Consider the following 15,988-nt stretch of genomic DNA (forward strand, 5'->3'; position numbering starts at 1 on the left):
TGTCTCGCTGCAGTCAGGGCTGGCTGGCCAGCCGCTGTTCCCCGTTGGGGTCCATCTCGGTTCCGGTGCCGGCATAACGCTGCACCAGGTCATAGTCGGCCACCGAGTCCACATCCACGGCGGCGTTGGCATAGGGCAGGATCACCGCGCCGAGGCGCAGGCCCAGATGCCGGGACAGGCGCGACAACGCCGCATCCAGGGTCAGCAGGCCCAGCCGGTAGCGGATCACAGCCCACCAGCCGAGCAGACCGATCACCAGCAGCGGCTTCTTGCGCTGGTTCTCGATCCGGCGCCAGAAATCGGCAGCGCGGCGGCCCTCCGGTGTCATGAAGGCGAACAGGTTGCAGCCGCAATAGTTGCCGTCGCGGAACCGCAGCACGGTCTTCTTCAGGTCCGGATAGCGTGATTTGACCAGTTCATAGGGCGCCAGTCCGACGAGCACGTCACACTGCGCAGCCACGCTGTCACGACAGAAGCGGTCGACGATCTCGCTGGTCAGCAGGGGATGATCGGCCGTGGTGATCAGTACGGGATTCGCGTCGGGCATCTCCGAGAGCATGCGGTAGGCGCTGGTGCTGGGCGAGGCCTCCGGCGGCGACCAGGCCAGCCGCTGCTGGTCGATCTCGCGGGCAAGCCCGGCGTCGCTCTGCACGCAGCCCGAATCCGGCCCGCTGAGGCGGATGCTGCCCACACTGTCCGCACCGCGCAGGGCGCTGATGACCCGGTGGATCATCGGCACGCTGCTGATACGCAGCAGGGCCCGGCAGGCCACCCCGGAATGCTCGCGCAGGGCATCGCGCCGGCTACGCTCGCCGGCCAGGATCACACAGGTGAAACGCGGTGAGGCGGCCGGTCCGGCCGTTGGGTCCTGTGCCTTCAGGGGATCTGAGGGGTGATTGTCCACGCCCGGCTCACAACGACTTCTGATAGACCCGGTAACGCTTGTAGATCCGGCTGCCGATCGCTTCGATGATATGCCGCATACCGGCATTATCCTCCAGGATCCACCCCATCTCAACTGTCTGAACCCCCCGTTTGATCATGGCCTCGCGCACCGCGTCGATCACCAGAAAGGCCAGGGTCGGGCCCAGCCGCGAGAACTGATGCTCCCGGCGCACCCCCATCAGGGCCACCCGGGTGGTGCGGGGCCGCCGGACCTTGAGCCGCCACAGCAGCCGGGCCCAGCCCAGGGGCAGGACCCGCCCGTTCAGGTCGCGGATGGCCTCGTTGATGTTGGGCAGGGCCACGATGAAGGCCACCGGCCGCTCGTCGATCTCGGCAATCTGGACGTAATCGTGATCCAGCAGCAGGGTGAGCATCTTCGCGACTTCGGCGAACTCGGCGCGGGTAAAGGGCACGAAGCCCCAGTTGCCGGACCAGGCGTCATTGAAGATGTCGCGCATGGCCTCGAAATCCGCCGCCTTGCGCCTGCGGTCGAGCGGCCGTATCCGCACCCGGCGCAGCGCCCGCCGGGCCAGCTTCTGCATCACCTCGGGGGCGGTGAAGTCGGGCCGCACCGTGTAGGTCAGCAGGTCCTTCACCCCGGCAAACCCCTGTTCCTCCAGGCGGGCCTGATACCAGGGCCGGGCATGCCCCATCATGATGTAGGGCGGGTCCTCGAAGTTCTCCACCAGCAGGCCGATTTCCTCGTTGATGGAGAGGTTGTAGGGGCCGCGGATCCGGGCCGCGCCCTGTGTCCGCAACCAGTCCTGCGCCGTTTCCAGCAGGGCGGCGAACACCGCCGCATCGTCCTCGGCCTCGAGCATGCCGAAGTAACCGAGCCTGTCACCCTCGACCGGTGGCTGCAGACGATCCAGCTGGGCGGTGATCCGCCCCACCGGCCGGTCGCCCCGGTAGGCGACCCAGGCCCGGACCTCGCTGTGCTCGAACAGGGGATGGTTGTGAAACACCCGCTGGCGCTGCTCCAGGTGCAGCGGCGGCACCCAGGCCGGGTCGTCGGCATAGAGGCGCTCCGGCAGGCGCAGGAAATCCTTCACCGTCGTCCGGTCCCGGGCCTCGATGATGCGCAGCCCCCCGCTGTCCGTCCCCGCACTGGTCATGAACAATCCTGTCGCCTTGAACCGCATGAATCCGTGAAACAATCCCGCCATCATACCGTAACCGCTGCGGTGGAACCCAGTGCCGCGGCCCGGATTTGATCTTTTTGACCCCCTCCGGCACACTCCTTTTCCCGCGCATTCCCACCCCGATATCAGGCCCGCGGAACGGGCACAGGAAGCACTCAGACTTGGCCAAGTTCATCCTCGGCAACGCGCTGCGCAAGAAGGCGCTGGACAACAGCGTGCTGCGCCATACCCTGTGGCTGCTCGACCTGCTGGTGATCGGCCTGCTCTACAGCCTGTTCCGGCTGCTGCCGGTGACCTGGGCCTCGCGCACCGGCGACTGGCTGGGCCGGCGTATCGGTCCCTGGTTCAGAAGCCGCTGTGACCACATGCGGGCCAATCTCGGTCTGGCCTTTCCCGACAAGAGTCCGCAGGAAATCGAGCAGCTGCTGCCCGAGATCTGGGGCAATGCCGGTGCCGTGCTGGGCGAGTACCCGCATCTGGCAAGGATCGTCGATCCACGCCACGATCATCTCGAACTGGTCTTCGAACACGAGATTCCCACCTACAGCGATCCCACGCAGCCAGCCGTGTTCGTCACCGCGCACATCGCCAACTGGGAGGCGGCCGGGGCGGCCCTTTACCGTTACCGGGTACCCTTGTCTGTGCTGTATTCCCCCCTGGCCAACCCCTGGCTGGACCGGCTGTTGCGGCGCTCCCGCCTGGCGCTGGGCTGCGAGTTAATTTCCCGCGAGGCCAGCATGCGCCCCTTCGTCCAGGCCCTGAAGGAAGGCCGCTCGGTGGCAATGATCATGGACCGTCGCATCGAAGCCGGCACGCCGATTCCCTTCTTCGGCGCGGACAAACCCTCCTCCACCCTGGCCGCGCGTCTGGCACTGAAGTTCGGCTGCCCCCTGGTGCCGGTCGAGCTGGAACGGCGCGAGGGTCCCCGCTTCACCATCACCTTCCATGAACCCCTGTTACCGGCCAACCCGGACGCCGACGCGGAGACCCAGGCCCGGGACCTGACCCGCCAGATCCACCGGCATTTTGAGCAGTGGATCACACAACGGCCAGGGGCCTGGTTTTGTTCGAAAAAAATCTGGTCCAGTGCTATACTTCGCGCACATCGGGGTGGCAATGTTACCCTGTCCACAGCTTCCGAACAGCGCACAGATCACAGGTAACCCCTTAAAGATGTCGGCCAACCGCACAGCGAGTGCCCAGTCGCGCGAGCAGTCCATCCGGCTGTTTGACAATCCGTTGCTGGAAGCCCTCAGTCATGTTCATCCCATCATGCCGTTGCTGGTATGGCTGCCGGTGGCTGTGTGGCTGCTGGTGCGTGCCGTCACCGTGCACGGGATCGGGCCCATCGGACTGGCCGGCATCGGCATCGCCGGTCTGGTCACCTGGACCTTCGCCGAATACACCCTGCACCGCTTCGTCTTCCACTACCCGGCCAGAAGCCGCCTGGGCAAACGCTTCGTGTTCCTGTTTCACGGTGTCCATCACGACACCCCACAGGACAAGACCCGACTGGTGATGCCGCCGGCAGGCGCGGCCCTGATCCTGGGCGTACTGTGGCTGCTGTTCAGCAGTGTGCTGCCCCATCCCTGGGCCGAGCCCTTTACCGCCTTCTTCCTGCTCGGCTACCTGGTCTACGACTACATCCACTACGCCACGCACCACTTCCCGATGCGTCACCCGGTGCTGCGTTTTCTCAAGCAGTATCACATGCATCATCACTTCTCCGCCGACGCCGGGCGTTACGGTGTCAGCTCTCCGCTCTGGGACCGGGTGTTCGGCACCTACCTGCCGCCGCGCGGGCGCTAGGCCCCCTGCCGTGTTCCATCAGCCCCGCCCCGGTACCTGAACCGAGCGATGCCGAAGTATTACCTGCTGCCCAAGCGCCTGGCCAAACGCGCTCCCTGGACGCAACAGCCGGTCTGGCTGCTGGAGGCCCTGGTATTCTACAGCCTCTACGGACTGGTCCGGCTGCTGCCCTTTGCCCTGGCCGCCGCCTTCCTCTCCCGCCTGCTCGGCAGCCTCGGCTACTGGAACGACAAGAAGCGCCGGGTGGTACGCCGCAATCTCGAGTTCGTACTGCCCCAGCTCTCCGCCGCCGACCGCGACGGGTATGTCAGACAGGTCTTTCGCTGCACCGGTCTGGCCGCGGCCGAACTGTTCCTGCTGGACCGGCTGTGGAAGCACAGGGACCGCTTCCTGGAATTCGACGTTCATCCGGAGGCCATGCAGGCATTCGAACGGCGTGAGGCCATGGTGTTCGCCACGGCGCATGCCGGGGCCTGGCAGCTGACCAACCTGATCAGCCGCGAATACGGCCTGAGCATCTCCATCCTGTATGCCCGCGAGGCCAACCCCTGGCTGCACCGCTTCTTTCTGCAGCGGCGGCGGGCCTTCGGTTCGCGCCTGGTGCCCAGCACCGGCGGCGTGCGCGAACTGATCCGGGAGCTGGGCGCCGGCCACAGCGTGGGCGCGGCCTTCGACACCCGCATCGATTCGGGCGAGATGATCCCCTTCTTCGGCGTACCGGCCCCGACCAACACCACCCCGGCGCGGCTGTCGCTGCGCGGCTATCCGCTCATTCCCATCCGCTGCGTGCGCCTGCCGGGCCAGCGCTACCGCATCGAGGTGCTGGCCCCGCTTGCCCCCGCCGATCCGCAGGCCGGGCGCCAGGAGCAGGTGCGGGAACTGACCCTGCGCCTGAACCGGTTGTTCGAGGACTGGATCCGGGAATCGCCGGGCGACTGGCTGTGTATGAAACGCCGCTGGCCCAAGGACGCGGAGCCGGCCGCTGGCGCCGACGCGCAGGGATCAACGTCATGAGTCACCATCCAGGCCCCGCTGCCTCACAGCAGGCTGTGCCGTCGGCGCGGGTCTGGGTGGTGGACGCCTATCGCGCCGGTGAACAGACCCAGCTGCGGGCGCTGGCCGAGGCGCTGGAACTGCCCTGGGAGCGCAAGACACTGCGCTATCGCAAGCAGGAGATCCGCACCAACCTGTTCCGTGGCCGCGACCTGCGCGGCGTGGACCTGGCCCATTCCGATCCGCTCACCCCGCCCTGGCCGGACCTGGTGCTGTCATCCGGCATGCGCAACGAACCCGTGTGCCGCTGGATCCGCGATCAGTCCGGCGACCGCACCCGCATCGTTTTCGTCGGCCGGCTGTGGGCCGATCCGGAACATTTCGACCTGGTGATCACCACCCCCCAGTACCGGGTACCGGAACGGCCCAACGTGCTGCGCAACGATCTGCCGCTGCACCGGGTGCAGCCGGATACACTGGCCCGGGCGGCCGAGCACTGGGCGCCGCGGCTGGCGCACCTGCCCCGGCCCTTCATTACCGTCAACCTGGGCGGTGACAGCGGCCCCTACGCCTTCGGCCGGCATGCGGCCGAGCGGCTGGTACGGGATGCGGTGACGCTGGCCCGCACCCGCGGCGGTTCACTTCTGGTCAGCTCCAGCGCCCGCACCCGCCCCGTCGCCATCGATGCCTTTGCCGCCCAGGACGAGCTGCCCATGCAGCTGTATCGCTGGCAGCGCGACGATCCCGACAATCCCTATCTCGGCTTTCTGGCCCTGGCCGACGAGCTGATCGTCACCGCCGACAGCGTCTCCATGCTGTCCGAGGCCTATGCCACCGGCAGGCCGGTACACATGTTCGACCTGGGCCGGGGACGCTTCAGCATGCGCCACGACATGCTCATCGCCGCCGGTGAGGCGGACAGGGCAAAAGAAGTGGTAAAACAGGACGCGGGGCAGAAGACCGACCTCACCGCCGGCGCCCTGGCCTACCGGGCGCTGATGCGCTGGGGCTGGAAACACCTGTCACGGGACATCAGTCGGGTACACCTGCAGCTGATCCGTTCCGGCAAGGTGGCCTGGCTGGGCGAGCCGCATCCGGGCTCGCAGGCGCACCAGTCCAGTGATATGCAACGGGCGCTGGCGCGGGTGCGGGCCCTGCTGGAAGATACCGCATCGGTTTGAATCGCAGGGCGGGCCAACGCAGCGTAAAACCACCGGCTGTAACCGTTGACAAATTCATCCGTCATCCCCGCGCAGGCGGGGATCCAGAAACCGCTACGGCCAATGGATTCCCGCCTGCGCGGGAATGACGGGAAGGGGAAAAGCAGGGCTACGGGTCGAACCAGCGCTGTAGGTTGGGTTAGGCGCGATAGCGCCGTAACCCAACGAATACGGTCCGAATGTTGGGTTACGCCCTGCGGGCTGACCCAACCTACAGCCTGGCGCTCAGGCCTGCAGCTCGACCCGACCGCGCGGCTCCAGCCGGTAGACCCGGTCGGCCGCCTCGGCCAGGGCGGTGTTGTGGGAGATGGCCAGGATGGTCAGCCGCGTGCGCAGTTCACGCAGGGTGGCGACGATGGCCTGTTCACTGGCCGGATCCAGCGCGCTGGTAGCCTCGTCCAGGATCAGCAGCTGCGGCCGGTTGATCAGGGCCCGGGCGATGGCGATGCGCTGACGCTGCCCCCCCGAGAGGCGTCCCCCGCGTTCCCCGACCTGGGTATGAATCCCCTCCGGCAGCCCCTCGACGAATTCCCAGGCACCGGCGTCCTGGAGGGCCTGGATCACCCGCGCCTCGTCGATGTCGGGATCACCCAGGGTGACGTTGTGCAGGATGCTGTCGTGCAGCAGCACTGTCTCCTGCGGCACATAACCGATCTTGCGCCGCCAGGCCTTGAGATCGAGCTGATCCAGCGCCATCCCGTCAATGCGCACCTCGCCGACCCCGGGCCGCAGCAGGCCGATGAGCAGATCGATGATGGTGGTCTTGCCCGAGCCCGAGGGCCCGATGAGGGTGGTGATGCTGTTTACCGGAATGTCCAGATCGAGGCCGGAAAAGACCGGATGCCCGTCATAGGCGAAATCGACCTGCTCGAACCGGATCCCCTGGCGCAGCACCGGCTCCGCCCCGCCGCCCAGCGGCTCCTCGGCCCGGCGGGCCTGGTCGATGGTATCCAGCAGCGACCAGTAGGCGCTCTCGCCCTGCATCAGCTTCTGGTACTGCTTCTGCACCTTGCCCAGGAAGCTGAAGGCACGCCCCAGCGCCACCACCAGCACCATCACCGTGGCCAGGTCCATGGAGAACTGCTCCAGGGCCAGGTACACACCCAGGGCGATGAAGGCGGTGAACATCAGGTCCTGGGCGGAATTGAGCGCGGCGGCGCTGAACACCTGCCGGCGCAGGGCCTTGTTGAGCTTGTTGGTCTCCAGGTTGAGCACCCGGTCGGCCAGTTCCTCGCGGGCCATGGCCTTGAGCGGCTTGACCGACTGCAGGGTATCGGTCAGACGCGACATCAGCGAGATCATCAGCTGGGTCTGTTTGCGCCCGGCGCGGCGGGTGATGCGCACCAGGAAATGCGAACCGCCGATGATGAGCACGCCGGCGATCAGACTGACCAGGGCCGCCCGCCAGGACACGGCCACGGCCACGCCGGCGTAGACCAGCGACTGGATCAGGAAGGTGATGGCGGTCGCGCCGTTGACGTAGGCATCGGAGGCGCGCTGGGCCTCGGAGGCCATGGTGTTGGTCAGCTTGCCCACCGGCTGGTGCAGGAAGAAGGCCCAGCGGCTGCGCATCATGTGACGCAGCACGGCCAGACGCAGGTCGGTGGCCAGCTGCGCGGCGGTATAGCCCACCTGGCGCTGGGCCAGTAGCAGCAGCAGCGCCTTGAAGGTCGAGGCCACCACGATCAGCAGCAGCAGCGGCCCCAGGGTCGGCGGGATGCCGAGCCAGGCAAGCAGATCCAGAACCATCAGCTCCAGCTCGCCGGGCGGTTCCTGCGGGCCGCTTCCGGGTTCATTGTGATACAGCGCGACCTTGAGCACCGGCAGCAGCGCCGACAGCCCCAGTCCCTCGGCCAGCCCCGACAGCAGCAGCGCGACCAGCATCAGGAAACTGGCCAGCGGGTAGGCACGGAACAGATTGAGCATCAGGCGCATGGATGGATTCCGAGGGCGACACGAAAGGCGGCATTATCCCCGTTCCCTCTCTGGCACTCAAATGCCCGAGGCCGAATGGCACTTACTTTAGCCTCGTCATTCCGGCGCAGGCCGGACAAAAGCGCGCAGCGCGTTGAACGCCCGAAGGGCGGCCCGAAGGGCGAGCGCAGCGAGTAATCCATGGCACTCTTCCAATCCATGCCTGGACGCACCCAAATGCAGAAACATGAGACTGGCGCCAGGGTTGGACATTGACGATCGCGGGATCTGGATCCCGGCCTGCGCCGGGATGACGAAAAGGAATTAATCAGAATTTCCCTAAATTAAGGGCCATTCGACTCGGGATCCACATCACCAACGCAGTCTCATAAGCAGCACCGAGGCGGCAAGAAAAATGCAGACCACGGGAAACACCGCCGTGGCCAGCGGCGGCAGATGATAGATCTGGCCCAGCGCGACCAGGATCTGTGAGCCCAGATAGAAGAGCACGCCGACCAGCACGCCGGCGGCCAGCTGCCGGCCCATGCCGCCGCGCTGGCTGCCGGGTTTCACGCTCAGGCCCAGGGCCAGCAGCGCCATGCCGACGGCCGCGAGCGGCAGCATCAGACGGTTCCACAGCGCCAGGGCATGGGCGTGCGCACTCTGGCCGCTGCGCTGCAGGTAGTCCTGGTAGGCGTAGAGCACGCTGGGCGGCATGCTGTCCATGCCGAGCAGCAGGCGCTGCAGCTCGTCGCGTGACCACAGCCGGTCCACGATCAGCCCCGGCTGGCGCTGCAGGCTCAGCTCGCCCGCCTCCCAGCGTCGCACCTGCGCGTCCTCGAGTTGCCAGCGCCGCCCCTCGATCACCCGGGCCTGCTCGGCGTGGATGGCACGCAGCAGCCGATGGTCCGGGCCGAACTCGAAGATATCGATATCACCCGGGGATTGATTGATGCCCAGACGGCCGAGCCGGTAGAAGGTCCGGCCGCTGCGCGACCACAGGCTCTGCCCCGGTTCCAGGGTGTTGTTGCCGCGGGCCTCGCTGCGGATCTCCTCGCCCCACTGGTGCAGAGGTGCCGTGACCCATTCCATCGCCCCCCACAGCAGCAGACACAGTACCAGCAGCGGCAGCATCAGCGAGCGCAGCAGCCGGGCCTTGTTCACGCCGGCGGCGCGGATGATGGTCATCTCATTGAGCTGCTCCAGCCGGGCGAAGGCGGTCAGGGTGCCCACCAGCACGATCACCGGCGTGAGCGTGAGCAGTTGCTGCGGCAGGGTCAGCAGCACATGCAGGACCACCTGGCCGGTGGTGTAGCTGTCGGTGACCCGTTCCAGCTCCTCGATCAGGCGCACCAGCAACAGCAGCACACCCATCACGGTGGCGAACAGCAACCACCCTGCAACCATATGTCCGGTCAGATAGCGTCTCAGCGTGCGCATGGATCAATGCGCCCTCTGGCCGGGAGACAGCGCAGGCGGGCGTCGCCGCAGCTGTCGCAGCCGCTCCGGCGCCATCAGCGCCAGCAACAACAGCAGCGGCGGGACATAGGCGATCCACAGCCCCGGCACCGGTGGCAGTGTCGCCTGTTCCACCAGGGTACGCACCATACTAACTTCGGCGAACAGCAGCAGGTAGATGAACAGCGCCACCACATTCGGGCGCAGGCGCGACTCCCGCGGTTTCGAACGCGCCAGCGGGAAGGCCAGCAGGGTCAGCAGAAAGGTTGCCAGCGGCGTGGACAGGCGCCACTGGTATTCGGCGATGTCCTTGGGTTGATCGGAGCTTCGCAGCTCCGCCGTCGGCCGCGCCTTGCTCTTGTATTTCTCCCGGGCCTGTTCGGCCGCGCCCCAGACAATGCTCATTTCGCCGAAGCGCATGGACAGGTCGGACCGGCCCTCCGGGCCCAGCAGATAGCTGTAACCGTCATGGAATACCAGTACCGCCTCGCGCCCCGGATCGAAGCGCGGCAGGCGCGCGCTGTCGGCCCGGATCAGTTCCTTGTGCACCACGCCCTCGGCATTCTCGTGGGTGCGGAACAGGAACACGCCACGGTGCAGCTTCTCCTGTTCGGCGCGGTCATCGGCGATGAACATGTAACCGTCGACATCCAGCGAAACGAACTGGCCCGCGGCCAGTTCGCCGGCATCGAGCCGGCTGATGGCCTGAGCCTCCAGACGGTAGATGCTGTCGTAGGCCCAGGGCCGGCCGAAGATCGACAGCAGCCCCGCCAGCAGGGCGGCCAGCAGCACCGCCGTACCCACGCTGCGCATCAGGCGCAGAGGCGAGACCCCGGCCGAGACGAGTGCGGCGATCTCGCCGTTCTGGTACAGCCGGCCCATCACCAGCAGCACCGAGAAGAACAGCGCAGTGGGGAGAATGACTTCCAGGGTGGTGAGGCTGGACAGGCCCACCAGCTGCAGGGCCGTGGCCGTGTCGATCAGGCCGTCGGCGGCCATGGACAGGTTCTTCGACAGGCTGAAGCCGACATAGATCAGCAGGAACAGCCCCACGCCCAGCGCCAGGGGGCGCAGGATCTCACTTGCCAGATAGCGGTCAATCAGCACGGCAGCGGTTCGGGGACAGTATCAGCCACAAAGGGCCTACTTTAACATGCCGGCGCGGCGGGAGGTTTCAGACAGATTGCTCAGGCGCGGCCGCCGCGGCATGCGCGCGCGGCAGGGCCGTACTCATGCGCTCGGCGCTCTCGACCCGGCCGTCCCGCGGCCGCCAGCGCCGTACCTCCAGTTCCAGTGTCCAGCCATCCGCGGCGGGCTGAATCCGGTACAGGTGGTAGGCGGCGTATTCGTCCCGGGCCGAGGAGGCCGAGGGCACACCGATCACGGGCGCGCTGCCGTCGCGGGTATCCAGTTGCAGATGATGACTCCTGTGCCCGTGGCCGTGGATCACCAGTTCCACGCCCTCGGCGGCGAGCAGTTCGCACAGCGCCTCGCCGTCGAGCAGACGCTTGCGCGCCCTGACCGTGCCCTCGATCAGGGGGTGATGCAGAATCAGCACCCGGCACAAACGCTCGGACCGGGTTTGCCGTAACAGCTCCGCCAGGCGCCGGCGCTGCGGCTCGCCGACCTCGCCCACGGCCCGGCCGGCCGGTGAGGCGATGGCGGTGGACAGCCCGATCAGGGCCAGCGGGCCGCGCCGGCGCAGCACGGGAAAGGCCGCCCCGGCCTCGCCGTAAGGCGCATCACCATGCCAGTAGGGCGCCCAGTGCGGCGCGCCCCGCTCCCAGGCCCCGGGGACGGTCGCGTCGTGATTGCCCGGCACCACCAGCAACCTCTCGGGTGCGGCCAGCCGGTCCAGCCACAGGCGGGCACGGCGGAATTCGCTCTCCAGCCCCAGGTTGGTGAGATCGCCGCTGACCGTGATCCAGTCCGGCGCCTGCGCCCTGAGATCCTCCACCAGGGCGGCCAGGGTCTCGGGCCGGTAACGATAGCGACGGCGGGTATACCAGGACAGCAGTCCCAGCAGGCGCTTGTTGAACAGTTCGGTCGGGGGAACCCAGGCGGGCAACGGCAGGTGCGGGTCCGACAGCTGGGCCAGCACCGTGGAAGTCGGGTGGGTGGAATCCGGCATTTTCATACGGCCGTGCGCGGACGCCGCAGGGGCGCGGCATCGCGCAGTCGGCGTGGCTTCAGTCCTAGCCGCTGCAGCAGGCCCCGGCAAAGGCCGTGCGGGAAATGGCTTCGCCGAAGGCGGCCACGATGGTCTCGATCTGTTCCGGGCTGTGGCCGGCGCTGACGCTGCAGCGCAGCAGCGAGGCACCATCGGGGGATGCGGGCGGCACCACCAGATTGACGTACACGCCGCTGGCCAGCAGTTCGTTCCAGATACGCGCGGCCTCGTCGTGGGAATCGACCCGCACCGCCACCACCGGGCTGGGTGCCGATCCCAGCCGGAAGCCCAGATCCTTGAGCCCACTGTAGAGCTGGGCGACATTGGACCAGAGCTTTTCCCGCAGCTCGGGATGGCTGCGGACATGATCCAGCGCCCAGTGGGCCGCTGCAATGTTGGCCGGGCTGGACGAGGCGGTGAAGATGTAGGGACGACTGCCGTAGCGCAGCAGGTTGAGCTGTTCGTGCCGGCTCACGCAGAAACCACCCATCGAGCCCAGGCTCTTGCTGAAGGTGCCGGTAATGAAATCCACCCGGTCCAGGATGCCGGCGGCCTCGGCCACGCCACGCCCCTGTTCGCCGTACACGCCCAGCGAGTGGGCCTCGTCGACCATCAGGTAGGCACCGAATTCCTCGGTGACCTCGAGCAGTTCGGCCAGCGGGGCGATGTCGCCCAGCATGCTGTACAGGCCCTCGGTGACCACGAGCGCACCGCGGGCGTCGTCGCCGAGGCGGCGCAGCCGCTTGCGCAGGTCTTCCGGGTCATTGTGACGGAAGGGGAAGAAATCGGCCCCGCTCAGGCGGCAGCCGTCATAGATGCTGGCGTGACTGTGGGCGTCGATCACCACCTTGTCGCCGGCGCGCAGCAGGCCGGTGAGGATCCCCAGATTGGCCTGGTAGCCGGTGGAGAAGATCATCGCGGCCGGCACCTCGTAGAACTCGGCAAAGCTGCGCTCCAGTGCCACGTGGCTGGCGAAGCTGCCGTTGGCCATACGCGAGCCGGTGGTGCCACTGCCCTGCTCGCGCAGGGCCTGGTGAGAGGCCTCCAGAATGCCCGGCTCGAAGGTCAGGCCGAGGTAGTTGTTGGTGCCCGCCAGGATCGTGCGCCGCCCCGCGATTTCGGCCTCGGTCGCCGACAGCATGCGCTCCATGACGATCCGGCCGGGATCGGCATCGGCCTCGTTCAGGGCGCTGCGGATGTGTTCGAGTTCGGCGAAGCGTTTTGAGATACTCATGAGTTCTCCCCGAGCAGACGCTGGACCTGGATGGCAAGATCCTGCACCGTGCGGATATCCGACATAACATTCAGGGGGACGATTATATCGAATCGGTCCTCGATTTCCTGTAGCAACTCCATCACATTAATGGAATCCAGCCCCATATCCGCCACCAGGTCGGTCTGCTCCTTCAATTCGACATTCCCGGTCGGAAACCGGGCCAACAGGGTGTACAGACCCTGCAGGATTTCCTGGTACTGGTCCCTGGCTTCAGTGGACATTGGAGATGCCCTCGTTCGTGTGCGGTCGCGCCGGTACCAGCAGCGGCTGCAGGCCGTCACGCAGCACAATGGCCGGACGCCAGCCGGTGGCGCGGGTAAGGGCACTGTTGTCGCACACCCAGTCGGGATGACGCAACTCGTTGACCTTGCCCGGCGTGAGCATGGGCTGATAGCGCAGCAGCGTGGCCGCCGCCAGATTCAGCCCGGCCAGGCCGCGCAACAGCCCGCCCGGCACCGGCAGGCGCCGGCCCGGCCGGCGCCCTGTCACGGCCGCGACCGTGGCGGCGATATCGTCCCAGCTGTAGCCGCCGGGGGTACCGTCATGCAGTTCATAGGTTCCTTCGGCCGCGCTGTCGAGCAGCTGGCCGACGGCAACCGCCAGATCATTGACGTGAAGCAGGGAGGCACGTGCCCCGGCCGGTCCCAGTACCGGGGCGATCCCCCGGGCCATGATCCGGAACAGCGGCAGCAGCTCGCGGTCGCCGGGGCCGTAGACGGCGGGCGGACGCAGCACGGCACAACGCATGGATGAGCCCGCGGCCAGGTCGGCCAGGCGGGTCTCGCCTTCGCGCTTGCTGGCCGCATAATGCGACAGACCGGGCTCGCGCGCGGCCAGGGAGGAGATCAGAACGAAACGCGGTGGCCGCGGCCGGTCCAGGGCCAACCGTGCCAGGCGCGCCACCCCGTCGGCATTGACCGGGCGGAAATCCCGCGCGCTGCGGCCGCGCACGCGGCCGGCCACATGCACCAGGGCATCGGCACCGGCCAGCAGGCGTTCCAGTGCAACGGTATCCTCGAGCCCGCCGCTGACGGTCTCCAGCAGTTCCGTCCCGGACGCAGTCAGACCGCGCCGGTGGACCAGGGCCCGCACCCGCCAGCCGGAGCGCAGCAGGTGATCGACCAGGGCCTGTCCCACGAAGCCTGTTGCACCGGTGACGGCAACCGTTCCCGTCATGCCAGACGCCGGGCCTGATCCCTGGCCGGCGCCGCCGGCCGCGCCGGCCGCGGTCCATTGACCACGGCGGCCGGCGGTGCGGCCGCCTCGGCCGCACGCCGGGCCAGGAATTCCTGGCGGGCACGCGAACGTGCGAGCTTGCCGGAAGAGGTACGCGGCAGGGTCCGGGGCGGCACCAGCTCGACGATGCAGTCGATGCCGAACTCGGCCCGCACCTGCCCCTTGATGTTCTTGACCAGCGTCTCACGCTTGAGCGGATCGCGCTCCCGGCACTGCACGACCACGGCAGCCGTCTCGTGCTGATGGTCGTCGGTCACGGCGAAGGCCGCGGCGTCGGTGAAGCGCACGCCCGGCTGCTGCTTGGCCAGGTATTCCAGATCCTGCGGCCAGATGTTGCGGCCGTGGACGATGATCATGTCCTTCTTGCGGCCGGTGACCACCAGGTTGCCGTCGATCAGGTAGCCGACATCACCGGTATTGAGCCAGCCGTCGGGACTCATCACCTCGCGGGTGGAGGCCTCGTCCTCGAAATAGCCGCTCATCACACTCGGGCCGCGCAGATGGATACTGCCGACATGACGTTCCGGCAGCGGGTTGCCGTCATCATCGCGGATCGAGACCTCGAAGGTCGGGAGCAGCGGACCGCAGTCGACATATTTCGCCACGCGCACGCCTTCGCGCTCGGCCGTCTCCGGATCCAGCGGCCGGGCCTCGTGCGCCTGCTGCAGGTACTCGGCATCAACGCAGTCGACCACCATCTCCTCACCCAGGGGCGCGAAGCTGATGGCGAGCGAGCACTCGGCCATGCCGTAACAGGCCACATAGGCGCGCGGGTCGAAACCGGCCGGCGCGACGGCCTCGGCAAAGCGCTGCAGCGGCTCCGGGCTGATCAGCTCGGCGCCGACACAGGCCACGCGCCAGTTACTGAGATCCCACTGTTCGGCATCCCGCGGGCGCACGCGCATGGCGGCCAGGTCGTAGCCGAAGGGCGGCGCGGAGGCGATGGTGGCGCGGTTGCGCGACATCAATTCCAGCCACTGGCGTGGCCGCATGGCGAAATCGCGGGTGCCCAGGAAGTCGACCGAACGCTGGGTGGCCATGGGCATGATGATGAAGGCCACCAGTCCCATGTCGTGATAGAAGGGCAGCCAGGAGCCGAAACGGTCCTGATCGTTGAGCTTCAGCCCGTTCAGTGCCATGTCGTTGATGTTGGCCAGCACGGTGGCGTGGTCGATCACCACGCCGCGCGGGAAACGCGTGCTGCCGGAGGTGTACTGGATGTAAGCCGTATCTTCCGGCGCGGCCCCGGGCAGCTCGCCCGTGAAGGGTTCGAGTGCATCGAAAACGTCCGGCGTGCCCACGCAGCGCAGCTCCAGTCCGTCGGTGGCCTCTTCGAGAAAGCTCAGCCATTCCTCGGGCGCCATGGCCGCCTCGGCCCGGCAGTTCTCGAGCAGCTTGCGCAGCTGGTTGACGAAGGCCTGATGCCCGCCGATGTGTACGGTGGCCGGCAACGGCACCGGTACCAGGCCGGCATACTGGCAGGCCCAGAAGAAGCGCACGAAGTCGGGCGTCGTCTCCGCCACCAGCGCGACCCGGCCGCCCTTTTCGATCCCCAGGCCGAGCAGCCGACGGGCAAGCGCCAGGGACTGTTCGCGCAGTTCCCCGTAGCGCAGGGCGCAATAGAGCTGGCCCCGGCCGTTGTAGAAGTTCACGCCGGTCTCACCGCCAGCGGCATAATCCAGGGCTTCGCACAGGGTCGAGAAGGTGGAGGGTCGCAAAGCTAGATCATGCGAACTGCCTGTCGGCTGCATTACATTATCCTTTTCCGGTTTCGGAAGCGTCTTGGTTTCAGGTCCAATTGGCAAATACTAATATAAGACTGCCA

At 67.1% G+C, this 15,988-nt stretch carries 14 protein-coding genes; 4 read left to right on the top strand and 10 right to left on the bottom strand.

The features are described from left to right. Window positions 1–13: 13 nt before the first annotated feature. Together D6C00_RS03015 and D6C00_RS03020 are read right to left on the bottom strand one after the other, a co-directional pair. Window positions 14–904, bottom strand: a complete 891-nt coding sequence (locus tag D6C00_RS03015; RefSeq protein ID WP_206609495.1) for a nucleotidyltransferase family protein — start codon at window positions 902–904, stop codon at window positions 14–16. Between the two features lie 7 nt (window positions 905–911). Continuing rightward, window positions 912–2,060, bottom strand: coding sequence for a GNAT family N-acetyltransferase (locus D6C00_RS03020; RefSeq protein WP_177433195.1), 1,149 nt, complete (start codon window positions 2,058–2,060; stop codon window positions 912–914). Window positions 2,061–2,248: 188 nt separating this feature from the next. Between D6C00_RS03020 and D6C00_RS03025 the strand changes: the two genes are divergently transcribed. From D6C00_RS03025 to D6C00_RS03040, 4 genes are read left to right on the top strand one after another with little or no spacing between them, the layout of a single operon-like run. Continuing rightward, on the top strand, window positions 2,249–3,250 hold the full coding sequence (locus D6C00_RS03025) for a lysophospholipid acyltransferase family protein (protein ID WP_125180250.1): 1,002 nt from the start codon (window positions 2,249–2,251) through the stop codon (window positions 3,248–3,250). 10 nt (window positions 3,251–3,260) lie between these two features. Then, window positions 3,261–3,896: a sterol desaturase family protein gene (locus D6C00_RS03030; RefSeq protein ID WP_125180251.1), complete on the top strand. Its 636-nt coding sequence runs from the start codon at window positions 3,261–3,263 to the stop codon at window positions 3,894–3,896. 48 nt (window positions 3,897–3,944) lie between these two features. After that, a complete protein-coding gene (locus tag D6C00_RS03035) occupies window positions 3,945–4,910 on the top strand; it encodes a lysophospholipid acyltransferase family protein (RefSeq protein WP_125180252.1) in 966 nt (321 codons plus the stop codon). After that, window positions 4,907–6,070: a mitochondrial fission ELM1 family protein gene (locus tag D6C00_RS03040; RefSeq protein WP_125180253.1), complete on the top strand. Its 1,164-nt coding sequence runs from the start codon at window positions 4,907–4,909 to the stop codon at window positions 6,068–6,070. The genes D6C00_RS03035 and D6C00_RS03040 overlap by 4 nt, the downstream gene beginning before the upstream one ends. Before the next feature lie 264 nt (window positions 6,071–6,334). Here D6C00_RS03040 and D6C00_RS03045 read toward each other — a convergent pair whose 3' ends face one another. The 8 genes from D6C00_RS03045 to D6C00_RS03080 form a co-directional block, all read right to left on the bottom strand. After that, window positions 6,335–8,044 (bottom strand): ABC transporter ATP-binding protein, encoded by a 1,710-nt coding sequence (locus tag D6C00_RS03045; RefSeq protein ID WP_125180254.1) that lies wholly within the window; start codon window positions 8,042–8,044, stop codon window positions 6,335–6,337. Between the two features lie 351 nt (window positions 8,045–8,395). Continuing rightward, window positions 8,396–9,463: an LPS export ABC transporter permease LptG gene (gene lptG / locus D6C00_RS03050; protein ID WP_125180255.1), complete on the bottom strand. Its 1,068-nt coding sequence runs from the start codon at window positions 9,461–9,463 to the stop codon at window positions 8,396–8,398. 3 nt (window positions 9,464–9,466) lie between these two features. Continuing rightward, on the bottom strand, window positions 9,467–10,588 hold the full coding sequence (gene lptF, locus D6C00_RS03055; protein WP_125180256.1) for an LPS export ABC transporter permease LptF: 1,122 nt from the start codon (window positions 10,586–10,588) through the stop codon (window positions 9,467–9,469). Window positions 10,589–10,655: 67 nt separating this feature from the next. Continuing rightward, window positions 10,656–11,618: a metallophosphoesterase family protein gene (locus tag D6C00_RS03060; RefSeq protein WP_158675268.1), complete on the bottom strand. Its 963-nt coding sequence runs from the start codon at window positions 11,616–11,618 to the stop codon at window positions 10,656–10,658. 58 nt (window positions 11,619–11,676) lie between these two features. Then, the gene (spt, locus tag D6C00_RS03065; protein WP_125180258.1) at window positions 11,677–12,885 is read right to left on the bottom strand and encodes a serine palmitoyltransferase; all 1,209 of its coding nucleotides are present in this window, start codon (window positions 12,883–12,885) and stop codon (window positions 11,677–11,679) included. Continuing rightward, window positions 12,882–13,148 carry an acyl carrier protein gene (locus D6C00_RS03070; RefSeq protein ID WP_125180259.1) on the bottom strand — a complete coding sequence of 89 codons (267 nt, stop codon included), beginning with the start codon at window positions 13,146–13,148 and terminating at the stop codon, window positions 12,882–12,884. The genes spt and D6C00_RS03070 overlap by 4 nt, the downstream gene beginning before the upstream one ends. Continuing rightward, complete coding sequence (locus D6C00_RS03075; RefSeq protein ID WP_125180260.1) at window positions 13,138–14,103, bottom strand: NAD-dependent epimerase/dehydratase family protein; 966 nt, start codon at window positions 14,101–14,103, stop codon at window positions 13,138–13,140. The genes D6C00_RS03070 and D6C00_RS03075 overlap by 11 nt, the downstream gene beginning before the upstream one ends. Further along, window positions 14,100–15,914, bottom strand: a complete 1,815-nt coding sequence (locus D6C00_RS03080) for a fatty acyl-AMP ligase (protein WP_125180261.1) — start codon at window positions 15,912–15,914, stop codon at window positions 14,100–14,102. Before D6C00_RS03080 ends, D6C00_RS03075 begins: the two co-directional genes overlap by 4 nt. Between the last annotated feature and the right edge of the window lie 74 nt (window positions 15,915–15,988).

The organism is Thiohalobacter thiocyanaticus, assembly GCF_003932505.1.
Lineage (GTDB): Bacteria > Pseudomonadota > Gammaproteobacteria > Thiohalobacterales > Thiohalobacteraceae > Thiohalobacter > Thiohalobacter thiocyanaticus.